Source organism: Sporomusa sp. 246TCP1, from assembly GCF_057319775.1.
This window is the reverse complement of record NZ_CM170492.1, coordinates 2081243-2097842: the sequence shown is the minus strand read 5'-3', so window position 1 is coordinate 2097842 and position 16600 is coordinate 2081243. Positions and strand designations below refer to the sequence as shown.

Sequence of the window (16600 nt, the reverse complement as noted above, 5' to 3'; positions counted from 1 at the left end):
CGGTGATTCAATTCCGGGATGTGCATGTAACTTACCGAAATCGTGATCAGGAAAGCCTTGCGGGTTTCAATCTGGATGTAAAGCAAGGCGAATTTGTAGTCTTAACCGGCAAAAGCGGCTGTGGGAAAACAACGGTAACTCGCTGTGTCAACAGTTTAATACCGAATTTCTTTGACGCTGAGCTAACGGGGAAAGTTTCTGTTGGTGGATTGGATATCAAAACGGTATCTATTCGCGAAATATCACGCAAGGTAGGCTCGGTTTTTCAGGACCCGCGCTCCCAGTTTTTTACTTTGCATGTTAGCAGCGAACTGGCCTTTCCCAGTGAAAATTATGGGGTTGAAAGGCGCACGATGCAGGCTCAAATAAAAAAGAGCGTGCAGGATTTAAACCTGAAAGAGCTGCTACCGCGACCTATTTTAGCACTTTCCAGCGGTGAAAAGCAAAAAGTAGCCGTGGCAGCTGTTTATACGTTGGAACCAGAAGTTTATGTGTTTGATGAACCATCCGCCAATTTAGACGCAGCAGCAACCGGGCAACTGTTCGCTATACTGCAGACGCTCAAAACCAAAGGCCATACCATTATTATTGCTGAACACAAACTATCCTATTTAAAAGATGTGGTTGACCGTGTGATTTTGATGGAAGACGGGAAGCTGAAGGAGGAATTTAGCGGCAGGGATTTTTTTGCAAAGCCGACTCAGTGGTTCCGGGATAGAGGCTTGCGTTATTGGGACCAGACGATCCAGCAGCCGGTAATCCCTGTGCTGCACCAACAGGCAGACGGCGAACCGCCTTTGCTACAGGCCTTGGATCTATCTTTTGGCTATACAAGAGGGAAGCCGATTTTGAATAAAATCTCCTTATGCGCTTATCGCGGTGAAGTTATCGGTATTATGGGCAAAAATGGCGTTGGGAAGAGCACCTTGCTGCGTGTGCTGATGGGACTGGAAAAACAAAGCAGGGGAGAAATCCGGATTGAAGGAAAACCGACCGGTGCCAAAGTGCGAATTGAAAGGTCCTTTTATGTGATGCAGGATGTGGATTACCAGCTTTTTTCCCCCAGTGTATGGGATGAGATGCTGCTGGGATTTAAAGAACCACAAAGCATGGAGAAAAAAGCAACGCAGTATCTCCGGTTTTTCCAGCTGGGAAACTTTAAAGAGAATCATCCTGCTGCTCTGTCCGGCGGACAAAAGCAACGGTTGGCGATTGCACTGGCTTGCATGCGCAATGCCCAATTTGTATATATGGATGAGCCTACCAGCGGCTTGGATGGGGAAAACATGGCAAAAGTTAGTCAGGCCATAAGAACAATGGCGCACGAGGGGCGATGCATTTTTGTAATTTCACATGATGACGAATTTGCAGGAAACACCTTTGATAAAATATTGTATTTGACAAAAGACGGCAGTCTTAGTATTCAGTGAAAAAAGGGGGAATTACCATAACTGCAAAAACAACCAACAGTCAGACGGTGCGCTATTTGATTACCATTGGTATTTTCAATGCATTAATCATTGGAATTTTTATGCTGCTGGGGTTTACCATTGGCCTCATTCCTTTGATTCTTATCTTCATGCCGGTCATTTTAGCAATACCGGGAGGAATAATCTTTATGCTAATGCTGGCCAAAGCGCCGCTGCGTGGAGTATTTGTCATCAGTGGCGCTTTGCTGGGGTTGGTTATGATTAACATGGCGCCGGTCGGTATGTTTGGACTGAGCATTTTCCTGGGAGGTGTTTTGGGAGAGATTGTCTTTGAATTGATGGGAAGAAAAAAATTTGCTGCGGCGGCAACTGGTTTTGCTTGTTACATGCTGGGATTTGCCGTAGGGGAAAGCTTTCCACTTACCTTTATGAAGGAAGCCTACCTGGCGCAGCAGGCGGCAAATGGAACAGAGCAATTGTCTATCCTTCAACAATGCCTGGATTATATGAATCCGACCCTGCTTGTTATTATTTGTCTGCTTACAGTGCTTGCTGCCTATGTAGGCAGCTTATGGGGCCGGCGATTGCTGCGCACACATTTTAAAAAAGCAGGTATTGCATAACAGGAGAAAGTGGTGCGTATTCGTTTACTGCTTTGTTTTGATTATATTGAATGAGGTGATTTTATGAAGAAAAAGCAACAACAGCGCTTACTCAGCGTTCTGGTGAGTGGGGCTGTATTATTATCCGGATCGGCGGCGTTTGCAGAAGAACAAGAATTCAGTCTGGACGAGTATGTGGTTACAGCCAGTCGGATGCCGGTAAAAAAGACGGAAACGGCAGCCAGTGTGACCGTTGTTACCCGTGAAGAAATCGAAAAAAGCGGGGCAGTCAGTGTACCGGATATCTTGAAAAAGACCACCGCGACAATGCAGAATGACCGTACCGCCAGTGTTCCTACCATTAATGGCGACGTACGTGTGCTTGTTTTGGTCGATGGCCGTGAAGTCAACTGGAAAGGCGGCGGAATGCACATGGGTCAGTCCGGCGCAAATCTTGACTATTTACCCAGCGTGGACAGCATTGAACGGGTCGAGATCGTCAGAGGGCCTGCGTCCGCCCTGTATGGCAGCGACGCGGTAGGCGGCGTCATTAATATCATCACCCGTAAAAGCTCCGAACCGGTCACCCGTTATTCGGCGGAAGCCGGTAGTTGGGGTCTGCGCCGGTATAAACTGACTACCGAGAATAAGGTTGGTGATTTCAGTTATCGCATCAATTTTGAGCGGGAACGCCAGGATGACTATCACTATAAAAGACCTGACGGTCAGGACGCCAGAGCCGTAAATACTGCCCTGGACCAGGATAAACTGGGGATACGACTGGATAAAGAATTCGGCAATGACCGTTCACTTACCCTAACCATTGATCATACCGACGGCCGGAAAGGCTTTAATGTCATGCCAGATGCCATTCTCTTCGCCAAATCTGGTGGGAATACCAACTATTTTGCCAATATAGTGCAACCCTTTGTCGAGAATAATGTTGCTTTAACCTATCGCTGGAATCAGGGAGAAAAAAACAATAATTTTATTCAGGTGTACCGCAACTATCTTACATATAATTACGATCAGCATATGGACTATACGTATCCTGATTATTATTTTAACGGCCTGTCATATACCAATCAGGCTGACGGCGCGGAATGGCAACAAACCTGGCAGCTCAGTGATACCTATACACTGCTGGGCGGCGCGTCCTGGCGTCAGGTCACGGCCGATTCTGAGGAGTATCCGATTCCGTTTATGGGGGTTCAAGGATACAATTACAGCGACAAAAAAATATCCAATAGGGCCTTCTTTTTAGAAAATAACTGGCGGCTGCCGAAAAACTGGTCGGTGACAGCCGGGGTGCGCTATGACGATTACACCTTGTTCGGCGATAAAACCACGGCCCGTATTACAGCAAATCGTGAACTCAATCAGAACACCAATGTTTTTGCCTCTTGGGGACAGATCTTCAAAACGCCATTCATTGCAGATGTCTATGGGGGCGGTTTCATGGTACCCAATCTGAACCTCAAGCCGGAAACCGGCGATGTGATCACGCTGGGGATGAACACCCGCCTGGCCGGGGGAACCGAGCTCCAGGCCAGCGTGTTTAGCAGCCGTCTTAACGATGCACTTGATTATATTATGGTTGGGACAAATAAGTATCAGTGGCAAAATATAGCTGAATTGAAAAGACGAGGGCTGGATATTAGTCTGAAACGCCGGTTATCATCGCAATGGCAGGTAACGGCAGGGTATTCTTATGTAAAAGTGGAGGAGCAGGGGGCTACTAAGCGAGAAGAGTTTAACAACAATGAACCGCATGGTTACCGGCTGGGCCTACAGTACGGACAGGACAAATGGGATGCCGACTTTACTCTCCGGGGCGCAACCGGACGCGATTTGCGGGCGTTTACATCATCAGACTACTGGGTGGCTGATTTGGGAGTAAAGTATCAGGTAAACCCGGCTACCCGCCTTTATCTGAAAGTATACAACCTGACAGACGAAGCTTATGAACTGCATGGCTCCTACGGGGATGCCAGCGGGTTTACAGGACTCTATCCGATGGCGGGAAGACAGATTGTTATTGGTATTGATCAGCGGATATAAAACGAAGTGCAGGGCCAGAAACAAGAAAATGCTATTTGCCTGCAGATGGCAAATAGCATTTCTTGTTGAAAGCGCAGCGCAGATACCGCAAAATCTATGAAAGGAAAAATTACAGATGAAAGAAAATAATTGGCTGCGAATAGTGTTGTCCTTTGCCACAGAGTGTAAACTGAAGATGATTTTTTCGGTAATATGCGCCATTATCAGTGTCGCGGGCGGAATCGTGCCCTATGTTGGTGTGTATCAAATCATCATCTTATTTTTTGATGGAAAGCAGACGGTAACCAGCATCTTATTCTGGGCGGCAATATGTCTTGCCGGGCATATCGTAAAGCTGGTATTTTATGCCATATCTACTATGTTAGCGCATTTTTCCGCATATAGTATATTAGAGAATATGCGGATCAAGATTGCTGACCGATTAATGAAAGCGCCGCTTGGCACTGTGCTCAATCAGACAGTAGGAAAGCTGAAAAATGTGATTATAGACCGGGTGGAAACCATTGAGCTTCCGCTGGCCCATCTGATTCCGGAAGGTATTTCCAACCTGCTTCTGCCCATAGGCGTATTTGCTTATTTTTTGATGATCGATTGGCGCATGGCACTTGCAGCAATGGTTACGGTGCCGGTCGCAGCCGGTGCATATGCAATTATGATGAAAACCTTTAATAAACAGTATGCTGATTATATGGAGTCCAACAGCTATGTAAACAGCGTAATTGTAGAATATGTAGAGGGCATTGAAGTCATCAAGGCATTTAACCAATCCACCTCGTCATATGAAAAATTTGAAAAAGCAGTAGAATCTTTTAAAACGTATACCTTCAATTGGTTTAGAAGTACCTGGAAACTTATGAATTTTGGTGGAGCGGTTTTGCCGTCAACCTTGCTTGGTACAATGCCTCTCGGAATGTATCTGTATCTGAATGGCTCCTTAAGTCCGGCAGAGCTTACAATGTGTTTGATATTGTCGTTAGGAATAGTAGCGCCGTTAACCAGCTTCACGGTATTTGTGAATGATGCAAAAGCCATAGAATACGCAGTGAAGGATGCAGCCGAGTTTTTAAACCTACAGGAACTTGACAATGCGAATGAACCAGCAGAGCTTAATCAGTATGATATTGCGCTTCATAATGTATCCTTTTCTTATGATCCAGATAAAAATTCCCCTGCGTGTATGGAAAACAACGTGCTCCAGGCCGTTAATTTAAAGCTCGCACACGGGACCTTTACAGCGTTGGTTGGCCCTTCCGGAGGGGGAAAATCAACAGTTGCAAGGCTGATTGCGCGTTTTTGGGATGTCGGGAGCGGAGAAATCAAAATAGGCGGTATTAATATAAAAAAACTGCCACTGACCCAACTTGCCGACACGGTAAGTTTCGTAACTCAGGACAATTTCCTGTTTAACTGCTCGCTTAGGGAAAATATCCGCCTTGGTAATCCCAAAGCTTCTGATGAAGCAGTAATAGCAGCAGCGAGAGCAGCTTGTTGCGATGAATTTATCCGTAATTTAGATAACGGGTATGATACCAATGCCGGAGAAGCAGGCGGAAATTTATCAGGTGGAGAAAAGCAACGAATTGCCATCGCCAGAGCCATCTTAAAAAATGCGCCAATTGTTATCCTGGATGAAGCAACCGCTTTTACCGACCCGGAAAATGAAGATAAACTACAAAAATCCATTGCCGCTCTTACTAAAGATAAAACCTTATTGGTTATTGCGCACAGGCTGTCAACAATTAAAAAGGCAGACCAAATTGTCGTTATGGAAAAAGGGCGTATTGCCAAGACCGGTACACATGAAAAGCTGCTTAAGGGCTGCGAACTATATCGAGACATGTGGGAGGCTCATATCGGTGCAAAGAACTGGGCAGCTAACAATGAGAAAGGAGCTGTAAAGTGATATGTTCAGATCAATAAAACGCATTATTGAGTGGTCCGGGCAGCGGAAAAAACGCTTGTACGGCGGCTTTGTATATTCCTTCTTTCATATTATGTTTGCAGCGATGCCGATTATGGGAACTGCATATGGACTGAATCTCATCATCGCAGATATGAACGGCAGCATCTCGCTGACAATAGACTGGGTATTCTATATGTTAGGGTTTATGATCTTTACTGTAGCAGGCAGGTTTCTGTTTGCTTATCTGCGTGCCGCCTCGCAGGAAAGTATTGGCTATGAAGTGGCAGCAGAACAAAGAATGGCAATTGGCGCCAGCTTAAAACGGGTTTCTTTAGGCTTCTTTAGTAAGCAGAATGCCGGAGAGATTGCCTCGGCTGTAACAACAGATTTATCATATATTGAGATGTTTGGGATGAAGATGATTGATGTTGTCGTAAATGGATATATCAGCGCAGTAACAATGGTATTTTGTCTGGCTTTTTATAATATCTGGGTTGCTCTGATTGCGGTGGCCGGGATACTGCTGTCTGTCTTGTTCTTAGCATTGTTGGGAAATAAGAGCAAAGAAAATGCACCGGTGCATCAAAAGGCACAGGATAGCATGATTGCAGCTACAATTGAGTATATCAGAGGAATGCCGGTAGTTAAAGCGTTTAAGCAGGCTGGAGTTTCCCAGGAGGGAATTCGCAAGGCTTATCAGATGAGTAAGAACATTAATATAAAAATTGAAAAGAATTATGTTCCTTATAATTGCCTCCATTTGTTGGCCCTTAAGGCGGCATCTACAGGAATTGTTCTTACCTCGGCAATATTGGCTGTAAATGGAGTGATGGATATCCCGACCATGCTCATGATGGTGATATTCTCTTTTGTCATCTTTGGTCATATTGAAACAATAAATAACGCCGCCCATGTATTGGAACTAATTGATGCCACCCTGGATAAATTAGAGGGCATTGAACAGGCAAAGTTTATTGATCAATACAGCAATGAGATAAAGTTATCTGCCTATGATATTCAGTTTCAGGATGTCACTTTTGCCTATGACCAGCGGGATGTGTTAAAGAATGTATCGTTCAGCATCCCGGAGAATACGACTACAGCAATCATTGGCCCCTCAGGCAGCGGCAAATCGACAATATGCAGTTTGATTGCCAGATTCTATGATGTTGATAAAGGCAGTATCTCTGTAGGCGGCGTCGATGTAAAAGCTATGACTTGTGACAGTCTTCTTAAAAATATCAGCATGGTATTTCAAAAGGTATATTTGTTTCATGATACAGTACTGAATAATATTCGGTTTGGAAAACCGGAAGCCACCTTTGAAGAAATTGTGGAGACAGCAAAAAAAGCCTGCTGTCACGACTTTATTATCAGTCTTCCTAACGGATATCAAACAGTAATTGGCGACGGTGGTTCTACTCTTTCCGGCGGTGAAAAACAGCGTATCTCGATCGCAAGGGCAATGCTGAAAAATGCGCCGATTGTTATTCTGGATGAGGCAACCGCCAGCGTGGACCCGGAAAACGAGCATACAATTCAAACAGCGATCAGTGCTTTGGTGCATGGTAAAACGATGATTATCATTGCCCACCGTTTGGCCACCATCCGGAATGCAGATCAGATCCTTGTGGTCGATGATGGCCGCATTGCGCAGCGAGGAACTCATGAGGAGCTCATGAAACAGGAAGGCGTTTATAAGCGGTTCATAGCAATACGAAAAACAGCGGAAGGCTGGAGCATTTGAAAATTTTTAAGCAACTGGCTGCTAAATAATAGGTATTTCTCAAGAATTTATGGGAAGGACGTTACGAATTGTAAATACCTTGAAATTTCACGCATCAGCTACTGATGACGAAGTGACGGCAGCCTGTACAGCGCACGGTTTTATTAGCATCCTCGACCGGCTATGATACTGTCGTGAGGGAAAACGGAAACAGGCTGTCCGGCGGAGAACGGCAGAGGAAAACAAAAGTATTTTAGGAACAGATAGGTCCCTGTTCCTAAAATACTTTTTTACGTATATGATAACAATCTTCATAAAATTGCATAGATATCCAAAAGCATATATCCCAATTCCAATAGTAAACCATACTGTTCCAATTTTTAAAGGAACCCATATAAAAAGAATACTAATTGCTAACAAAAACCCTATGCTAAAACGGACAGCATATCTATCTTTTGCTGAATACCACGTCATATCGTTCAGGCGTTGTGAGACCTTCCGGTTATTAATGTGAAGCAACACTTGTGTCAAGAATAATACAATTATTCCAATCCAAGCATTTCATATTCCCATGTATAATTCCACATAACCACACATATATTAACACCTCTCGCAATAGTATTAAAACTAATATCATTTTTCGCTTTTGATTATAGTCTGCAATATTTTTTAGTCAATGAACGTGCTTGTGAAAATACTTTACTAAAAAAAAAGAATACTTTTCTCAACAATAAGCGGATAATTATTACAAAAATAAATAAGACTAAAGTTTCTATTGGTATGACGAAAAAAAACGTCGTATTGAAAATGATTATCATTATATGTTATTATAATGATAAAAAGGTAATTATTAGCAAAAAGACTTATTAGGGTATGCATTCATAAAGAAAGGGATGAATTTATGAAATTTGAGTTAAATATTGCCAAGCCTGATGATTATTATGATCTGCTCAATAAAATTGGCTTTATTAACAAAAATACTGATGATTTCTATGCGTTCGAAATTTTTAAAAATTACGGTGATGGTTGGATCAACAGATATGCTTATAAAAATGGGTTAGATATTTCTGTGGTAAACATGTTCCTTAAACGAGAATTCAACTATACTTTTAACATTGAAAATAAATTTATTGAAATTATATTAATTAAATCCGGATATTTTGATATTTTTGATTCTATTAAAAAGCAGTTATATCGTGTAAAATCCGGTGAATATTTTATAAATGTATCTGAAAATTTAGAAGGCTGGGTAAACTATCCTAAAAATGAAAAAATAAGCTATATTGCCATGAATATCACTGCAGAGTTTATTCATTTACTGGAAGAAGATACTTCCGATATCTACGACAAGGTGAACTATTTTCGGGAAATTAACCGCTCGTGCTTAAATCCAATAGGAACAGACGTTGAAATTAAAACATTGATGGAAAAAATATTTACCTGCCCTTATGAAAATTCTGTAATACGTAAATTTTTTTTTCAGTCGGTAGTAATAGAATTGTTGACAACATATATATCCCGTGCTTCACTAATGCAAGCTATGCAAAGGCTGCCTATCAAATTAACCAGGAATGATATCAATCGCTTGCATCTGGCCAAACAGGAACTTGCTGAAAAAATGGTTCATCCTCCCTCTATACAAGCGCTATCTAAACAACTTTGCTTAAATACTTACAAACTAAAAGTAGGATTTAAAGTTCTTTTTTCTAATACCGTGTACGGTTATTTACGGGATATAAGAATGGAAAAGGCAAAATTATTGCTGAAAAACACGGATATAAGCATGCAAGATATTGCCGCGCAGATTGGTTATGGCAGAAGCAGCAGCTTTGCAACTGTTTTCAAAAACAAATATGGAATAACGCCAAAGCAGTATCGCAATCAAGCATGAAGGAAAGTTTGGCTGATTCAGCATCCAATTATGTTTTCAGCCACCTGCCCTGTCAGCTAAAGTCGAGTTTTTTTGCCAAGTTGCCTGCAGGGAACAAATCACATATTACTACCGATATAGCTTAAATCTTCTGTACCTTGACAGGGACTTAGGCTATTTTATTTTGTAAAAAGAAAACGCTCCCGGATCATTGGCGTGCGTTTCCGAGAGCTAAAGATGTCCTTGTTTTTATTCAAAGAAGTTTTTGGGAAAAGTATTCTTTGTTTCGTGTAAAGTATTTTCGCAGTTTAATTTATTGACTGGAAAATATTACACAGTTATAATCAGTGATAATGATATTCTTTATCAACTGGAAACTTGAAGGGATGATTATGGATGGTGAAAGGAAAGAAAAAAATTGCCGGGGCAATCCTGGGGGGACTAATGCTGCTGCATCTGCCGGTGGTGGAAGCAGAGAAGGCTGATGAGGTGGCTGGCGAAGAATTCAGCCTCGACGAGTATGTGGTGACTGCCAGCCGCATGCCGGTGAAAAAGTCGGAGACAGCCGCCAGTGTAACCGTGATTACCGATGATGACATTACCAAGGGGGGCTATACCCGTGTCCTGGAAATTTTGAATAGAGCCAATGTTGGTATTCACGATTCCGGTTCCGCCGGCTCAACCGTAAGTTCGGTATTTATTAATGGTGATGACCGGGTGTTGGTGATGGTTGACGGACGAAGGGTCAACAAAGACTATCTTGTCGGGCATGGCAAGACCGGGATCAACCTGAATGAACTGCCGAGCGTAAAAGATATCGAACGCATTGAAATTGTCCGAGGTCCGGCTTCTTCGCTGTATGGCAGTGATGCTGCCGGGGGCGTTATCAATATTATCACTCGCAAAACAGGGGAAGCGAATACTGTACTTTCCACAGAATTTGGCACTTGGGGACTGCGCCGCAACAATTTTACAACCGAAAACAAGGTGGATGGATTCGGCTACCGGATTACTGCCGAACACAAACAACAAGATGATTTCGAATATAAAGATGCTAAAACAGGCGATGTAAAGCGCATGCCCAACAGCGCTGTAGATCAGGATTTGGTCAGTGTACGGTTGGATAAAGAATTGAGTGGGGATCGCTCACTTACACTGACTTTGGAAGATGTTAACAGCAAGATAGGCTATGGTATGTCGGCGCCAGGATATCCGTGGCATTTTCCTACTAGTCATCAAGTGTATCATGATACCACCGCAGACTTGACGTACCATTGGAAAAACAAGACAGGAAATGATAGTTCCTTCAAGATTTATCATAATTCCTCCGATTATGACATTTACAATTACATGGAAGGTTATGAAGCATACGGTTTATTCGAAGATAAGCATGCAGTACGCAGCCGGACTACCGGCGGAGAATGGCAAGAAACCTGGAAGATCACGGACAATTATACGCTGGTGGGAGGCGTCGATTGGCGGGACACAAAGATAGATCTTCCCAACAGCGGTGTGTATGGCAGGAAATTAACCAATACAGCCTTATTTTTAGAAAATCGCTGGCGGATACCCGGTGCTTGGACTCTGACTGCAGGTATGCGCCATGATGATCACAACATCTTTGGCGGCGAAAACACGATCCGGCTTACGGCCAATAAGGAAATCAACCGGAATACCAATGTTTTTGCTTCCTGGGGGCAAGTTTTCAAAGTGCCGACTATCGATCAGCTTTATAATGTCGGCATGCCTATGGGTAATCCGAATTTGCAACCAGAAACAGGAGATATCATTACCCTAGGCATGAATACCAAATTGAATGATGGTACTAATTTACAGGCTAGTGTTTTTAGCAGCCGTCTTGCTGACGCCATCGGTAAATATTTCGAGAACGGCGTCAGCAAATTTAATAATATCAGTAACCAAAAACGGCAGGGATTGGACATCAATCTGGCCCGGCAGTTGTCCGATTGCTGGAGTATCTCGGCCGGTTATGCTTATGTCAAGATCGAAAATAAAGGACAGGGGGACTCCGATTATGCTAATGATTTTGAGAATACCCAACCCAACGGTTACCGGCTGAGCGCCCAATACAACCATGATAAATGGGATTCTGTACTTACACTGCATGGCGCCACCGGACGCAGCCTGGAAACCTTTACCGCCAGTTCATATTGGGTAGTGGATTTGGCGGTCAACTATCACTTTAATCCTAATCGCCGTGCGTATTTTAAAGTCTATAACCTTACGAACGAGGACTATGAAATGAAAGGAGTATATGATCAACTGAAGAAAACGGGTTATCCGGGAGCATTTCCCATGCCATCGCGTTATTTCTACTTTGGAGTGGAACAACGCTTGTAAAATAAAAAAATTATATAGAGGGGGGCTGAACAACTCCCTCTATAACTCTGCAATTTCAGGAATCAGGAATGGGTGGAAGTTGGAGGCTGTTATGAATGAAAGGTTTAATGATAAGGGATCTAATTAGTATTGGCATTTTTAACGCCGTGGGGATTGTACTGTATCTTGTCATTGGTGTTATAACTATGCCGGTTCCGCCGATACATTTTTTTGGGGCGCAGCCGTTAGCGTCACTGGCAAACGGCGCTGTGTTTTTACTTCTTGCGGCAAAAGTGCAAAAGAGGGGTGTATTTTTCATATCGGGTATTCTCCAGGGCATAGTCTTTTCCGTATTTTTGGGATTATACGCGACACTGCTGTTTGGCCCGGCCACCGGTTTGTTGGCCGACAGAATATGCGGCGATTTTAAATCCCAGCGCAGAATAATCATAGCTTATGTACTATTTGTGCTAGGTGTATATTACGGTCAAATCTTCTTCTTTTTTTTCTTTACCGATTGGTTTCTCTCCCTTTTTCAGGGAACCACACTGGCTCACAAGCAGGGTTTTGCCCATAGTATGACCGGTACGGTGTTTGTTGTCATGACCATTGCGCTGTTGGCGGCCGGATATATCGGCGGGTCTGTCGGGGCAAAAATGCTGAGAAAACACTTTGCTAAAGCGGGAATCATTTCATGATACGGTGCGCCAATGTCAGTTTCCGGTTTTCCGGGACGGATACGTACAGTCTCAAAGATATTAATCTGGAGGTTGCGGCAGGAACCTGTATGATCTTAACCGGTAAAAGCGGTTCGGGCAAGACCACACTTACCCGCTGCATTAACGGACTCGTCCCGTTTTTTTATAACGGTGAATTCTCCGGCCGGATTACGTTAAACGGAACACCTCTTACCAATTCATGGTTATGGGAAACAGAGTCTGTATGCGGCTCGGTATTTCAGGATCCCAGATCGCAGTTTTTTACAACAAATACCACTAGCGAAGTGGCTTTTGGTTTGGAAAACTACGGAGTCTGTCCACAGGAAATTAACCGGCGAATAGATGAAGTGTTAACGGCTCTGGATATTCGGCATTTGAAAGATCGCAGTGTGTTTACTCTTTCCAGCGGAGAAAAGCAAAAAATTGCAGTGGCTTCCGCCCTTGCTTTGCAACCGAAGGTACTGGTGCTAGATGAACCTTCGGCCAATCTGGACAGTGCATCCACTCTGTTGCTGGGGAAAATGCTGAACATACTGAAAGAACAGGGGTACACCATCGTTGTTTCCGAGCACCGGCTGTATTATTTACGGGAGGTAGCCGACCGGATTGTGCATTTGGAACAGGGCCGTATCGTCTGGGAAGCGGACAAAAGGGCAATATCTGCACTAACGGCAGACGATCTGGCGGGTCGTGGCCTCCGGGCGTTGTGCCTTACATCTCTGCCTAAGGACTCTGCCCCACATCCTACAAGGCCTGTGGTCGGGGCGGCGCGGCTGGAAGTTGACGGGCTGGCTTTCGGATATACCCATGATGCTCCGCTGTTGCACAATGTCACTTTTTCCGCGACCGGCGGCGATATTATTGGCATTATTGGCGCAAACGGCAAGGGTAAGACCACACTGGCTAAAATACTATGCGGGCTGCGGGAGCCAAAATCGGGGTCCATTTTATTTAATGAAAGACCTGCGGACGCCAAAGAACGGTTGAAGACATCATACTTTGTTATGCAAGACGCGGATTATCAGCTATATGCGGAAAGCGTGGCGGAAGAAGTAATCCTGGGGTGTCCTGCTGGAGAAGGGCTGACCGGACGGGCGGAGGAAGCCCTTGCCACCCTTGGACTCCGGGCGCTGGCAGCGCGGCACCCCGGTTCTTTATCAGGGGGGCAGAAACAACGTGTTGTTATTGCCGCATTGCTTGTGCAGGACGCCCGCATGCTCTTTTTGGATGAACCCACCAGCGGTCTTGATTATGAACATATGCAGATGGTCAGTTCCGTATTGAAAGTACAGGCGGGACGAGGAAAAATCATATGTATCATATCCCATGACTACGAGTTTTTGCAGCAGACCTGTACACGTGTTATCCAAATTAAGGATGGTATTATTGCTCAAGACTTTGCTATGTTACATGACGGCGACTTGTATGCAAGTATGTTTGCTACGGAGGCTGGCTATGGAGAATAAAACTCATTTTTCCTATCATCCGCTGGTAAAATTTACGCTGATTCTTTGCATCGGCAGTACGGGTTTTATCGTACAGTCACCATATTTGGCACTCAGTCCCTGTTTACTCTTTGCGTTGTTTTTGTTGTATATCCGTGATGATATCTTTGCGCTGGGCAGTTTTAGCATGTCAGTCGCGTTGTCCATGGGAGCCATACTGTTGTGGGACAGCCCGCAGGAGACCTTGCAGGTACTGGCACAGGTGTTGGAAGCATTCCGGAAGATTATCGTAATGGTCATGGGCGCACGGCTGTTCTATAGAACTACAGAAGTGACCGACTTGATAAAAGTCCTGGAAGCTCTGCGTGTACCGGGCTGGATCGTGATTCCGCTGGCTGTGACGTTACGATTTATTCCCACTTTACAGGTGGAATTTTCCGCCATCAGAGACGCAATGCGTATACGCGGCATCCCTATATGTTTTACAGGACTTCTGACCCAACCGGGAAAGCAATTGGAATACATGCTGGTACCCTTGTTGATGCGCAGCGCCCGTATTGCCGATGAGCTGTCCGCCTCCTGTATTACCAGAGGTATTCAATCGGTTCATGCGAAAACGTCATATAAGACAATTGCCATTTCTGGGCGGGATTATCTGTTGATAGCGGTAAGTATCGCCGTATGTGCGGGTATGTTACTGATAGATGGCATCATGATGTAGACCAGAAGCTACTGCAGGTTTTATCCAAAAGCACCCTGACGCTGTTGTTGTCAATAACGGTTGCGGCCTTGACACAGGGTTTTCAAACGCTATTTGTCTTAAGATGGACAAATAGCGTTTTTATTCGAAACGTTCCGCACTTCCGGCAAAAGAGTTGCGCGGATGTCTTTAATAATAATAACAGAAAATCCTTTTTGGCATATCAATAATTCGTTTTGGAGTCAGAGAAAGAAACATTTTAAGGAGGAGATGAATTTTGCAATATAAAAGATTTATAGGAAGGAAGAAATGGTATGGCTTGATGATAACTGCCGTTATCATTTGCATCGCCGGCAGTGTACTGTGGCAAGAAACTCACAGGGCAACACCAGCGCCTGATACAAAAATTCCTTTAGTTCGTACTGCAACGGTTAGCGCCGCGGAAACATCTTTCTCATATACTTACCCGGGCGAAGTGCACGGCCGTTATGAAAGCCAGCTGGCTTTCCAGGTCGGCGGCAAGATCATCAAACGCAACGTAGAACTAGGTTCTGTCGTACAGGCGGGTGAGATACTCATGCAGCTTGACCCCCAGGATCTTAGGCAAACGGTAAACAGCAATTCGGCGCAGCTTAATGCTGCTTAGGCACAGCTTACACTGGCGGAAAGCAATCTCAGCCGTTACTGGCAGTTATACGCTCTGGCTGCCATCAGCCGCGCTCAGCTTGACCAGTATCAAAGTGTTTATGACGTTGCCCTGGCGGCACTCCAGCAAGCAGCGGCTCAATATGAACAAGGAGCAAACAAACTGGATTATAGCCTGCTTCATGCCGATCAGCCGGGCGTCATTGCCGTCATTAACGCAAACAGGTAATGTTCCCGGAGTCTGGGGCTGCTGTCACCCGCTTCCGGCCAATCATGCTTACTGCGGCAGCAGCTATTCTGGGGATGCTGCCCCTCATGGCGAATGTCTTCTGGGGACCAATGGCGGTAGCGATAGCCGGCGGACTTTTCGCTGCCACCGTGTTAACACTGTTGGTGTTGCCGGTGATGTACGCCGTCTTGTATAAAGCGGCACCGGACCTGAACCTGGCTGAGGCTGGGAAAGAACATGAGTAGTGACTTATTTTAGCTATGTTTGACAGGAGTGAGCAGGAATTTTATTCCTGATATCGAAGATATCAAAAAAAGAAAAGAGAGGGTGTTTTGCATGATGTATTTCTCTAAAATGCGATTAATCATTGCCGCCATTTTATTACTAGTTATTGGGATAGCAGTTCCGGCTATGGCGAGTAACAATTCTACTATGACTCCTCCTAAAATTATTACTTTAGCGCCGATTTCACTTTCACCGGAAATGAGGGAAAAATATTCGGAACAAACAATATTGGTCAAAGTAAAGGCGACAATAGCTGAAGCCGGAACAATAGATAGCAATATAAAAATAATTACAAGTTCTGGTGATGAGGCTTTTGATCAGGCCGTAATAGAATCAATTCAGAAATCGGTATTTAGTCCGGCCTATAGCAGTGATAATAAGGCGGTAGCTTGCTCAATTCTTCTTCCGTTGCATATTAATGTGGAAAAATACCTGCCGGAGGAACAAGTTAGCAATGAAACAGTGCAGACTACAGATCCCTAATAAGGATAATAAGTAAATATCACATTTCACCTTCTGCAATGACCAACGCCGATCAGGCAGCTGGTACCCAGGCCTGGTCCAGCCTAGTCGTGAGATTTTAGCGGACAGAAATGCTAATAGGCAGAAATAAGGAAATTTGCATATATTCTTTTTGAGAGGAAA

Annotated in this window: 12 protein-coding genes and 1 pseudogene; all 13 read left to right on the top strand. The window is 44.3% G+C overall.

Annotation, left to right across the window (positions count from 1 at the left end; all coding sequences use genetic code 11):
* The first annotated feature begins 2 nt into the window (after positions 1-2).
* Positions 3-1430 carry an ABC transporter ATP-binding protein gene (locus tag AC1ECB_RS10315; RefSeq protein ID WP_485668613.1) on the top strand — a complete coding sequence of 476 codons (1428 nt, stop codon included), beginning with the start codon at positions 3-5 and terminating at the stop codon, positions 1428-1430.
* A complete protein-coding gene (locus tag AC1ECB_RS10310) occupies positions 1427-2053 on the top strand; it encodes an MptD family putative ECF transporter S component (protein WP_485668612.1) in 627 nt (208 codons plus the stop codon). The genes AC1ECB_RS10315 and AC1ECB_RS10310 overlap by 4 nt, the downstream gene beginning before the upstream one ends.
* Positions 2054-2116: 63 nt before the next feature.
* Positions 2117-4093: a TonB-dependent receptor plug domain-containing protein gene (locus tag AC1ECB_RS10305; protein WP_485668611.1), complete on the top strand. Its 1977-nt coding sequence runs from the start codon at positions 2117-2119 to the stop codon at positions 4091-4093.
* Positions 4094-4208: 115 nt separating this feature from the next.
* Positions 4209-5996 (top strand): ABC transporter ATP-binding protein, encoded by a 1788-nt coding sequence (locus tag AC1ECB_RS10300; RefSeq protein WP_485668610.1) that lies wholly within the window; start codon positions 4209-4211, stop codon positions 5994-5996.
* Between the two features lies 1 nt (position 5997).
* Positions 5998-7743 carry an ABC transporter ATP-binding protein gene (locus AC1ECB_RS10295; protein WP_485668609.1) on the top strand — a complete coding sequence of 582 codons (1746 nt, stop codon included), beginning with the start codon at positions 5998-6000 and terminating at the stop codon, positions 7741-7743.
* An 880-nt stretch (positions 7744-8623) separates the two neighbouring features.
* On the top strand, positions 8624-9613 hold the full coding sequence (locus tag AC1ECB_RS10290) for a helix-turn-helix transcriptional regulator (protein WP_485668608.1): 990 nt from the start codon (positions 8624-8626) through the stop codon (positions 9611-9613).
* Between the two features lie 375 nt (positions 9614-9988).
* Positions 9989-11953 carry a TonB-dependent receptor plug domain-containing protein gene (locus AC1ECB_RS10285; RefSeq protein WP_485668607.1) on the top strand — a complete coding sequence of 655 codons (1965 nt, stop codon included), beginning with the start codon at positions 9989-9991 and terminating at the stop codon, positions 11951-11953.
* Positions 11954-12048: 95 nt separating this feature from the next.
* Positions 12049-12630, top strand: a complete 582-nt coding sequence (locus tag AC1ECB_RS10280) for an MptD family putative ECF transporter S component (RefSeq protein WP_485668606.1) — start codon at positions 12049-12051, stop codon at positions 12628-12630.
* Positions 12627-14117, top strand: a complete 1491-nt coding sequence (locus tag AC1ECB_RS10275; RefSeq protein WP_485668605.1) for an ABC transporter ATP-binding protein — start codon at positions 12627-12629, stop codon at positions 14115-14117. The genes AC1ECB_RS10280 and AC1ECB_RS10275 overlap by 4 nt, the downstream gene beginning before the upstream one ends.
* Positions 14107-14817 (top strand): energy-coupling factor transporter transmembrane component T family protein, encoded by a 711-nt coding sequence (locus tag AC1ECB_RS10270; protein ID WP_485668604.1) that lies wholly within the window; start codon positions 14107-14109, stop codon positions 14815-14817. Before AC1ECB_RS10275 ends, AC1ECB_RS10270 begins: the two co-directional genes overlap by 11 nt.
* A 256-nt stretch (positions 14818-15073) precedes the next feature.
* A complete protein-coding gene (locus tag AC1ECB_RS10265; protein WP_485668603.1) occupies positions 15074-15442 on the top strand; it encodes a hypothetical protein in 369 nt (122 codons plus the stop codon).
* Positions 15443-15687: 245 nt separating this feature from the next.
* A pseudogene (locus tag AC1ECB_RS10260) lies at positions 15688-15915 on the top strand (efflux RND transporter permease subunit); the annotation flags it as partial.
* Positions 15916-16006: 91 nt separating this feature from the next.
* Positions 16007-16438: a TonB family protein gene (locus AC1ECB_RS10255; RefSeq protein WP_485668602.1), complete on the top strand. Its 432-nt coding sequence runs from the start codon at positions 16007-16009 to the stop codon at positions 16436-16438.
* The last annotated feature ends 162 nt before the right edge of the window (positions 16439-16600 follow it).

Bases quoted from the DNA above. Each gene is read 5' to 3' on its own strand.
- AC1ECB_RS10305 (WP_485668611.1), top strand. From the start codon at position 2,117: ATGAAGAAAAAGCAACAACAGCGCTTACTCAGCGTTCTGGTGAGTGGG.
- AC1ECB_RS10300 (WP_485668610.1), top strand. From the start codon at position 4,209: ATGAAAGAAAATAATTGGCTGCGAATAGTGTTGTCCTTTGCCACAGAG.
- AC1ECB_RS10295 (WP_485668609.1), top strand. From the start codon at position 5,998: ATGTTCAGATCAATAAAACGCATTATTGAGTGGTCCGGGCAGCGGAAA.
- AC1ECB_RS10290 (WP_485668608.1), top strand. From the start codon at position 8,624: ATGAAATTTGAGTTAAATATTGCCAAGCCTGATGATTATTATGATCTG.
- AC1ECB_RS10285 (WP_485668607.1), top strand. From the start codon at position 9,989: ATGGTGAAAGGAAAGAAAAAAATTGCCGGGGCAATCCTGGGGGGACTA.
- AC1ECB_RS10280 (WP_485668606.1), top strand. From the start codon at position 12,049: ATGAAAGGTTTAATGATAAGGGATCTAATTAGTATTGGCATTTTTAAC.
- AC1ECB_RS10275 (WP_485668605.1), top strand. From the start codon at position 12,627: ATGATACGGTGCGCCAATGTCAGTTTCCGGTTTTCCGGGACGGATACG.
- AC1ECB_RS10270 (WP_485668604.1), top strand. From the start codon at position 14,107: ATGGAGAATAAAACTCATTTTTCCTATCATCCGCTGGTAAAATTTACG.
- AC1ECB_RS10255 (WP_485668602.1), top strand. From the start codon at position 16,007: ATGATGTATTTCTCTAAAATGCGATTAATCATTGCCGCCATTTTATTA.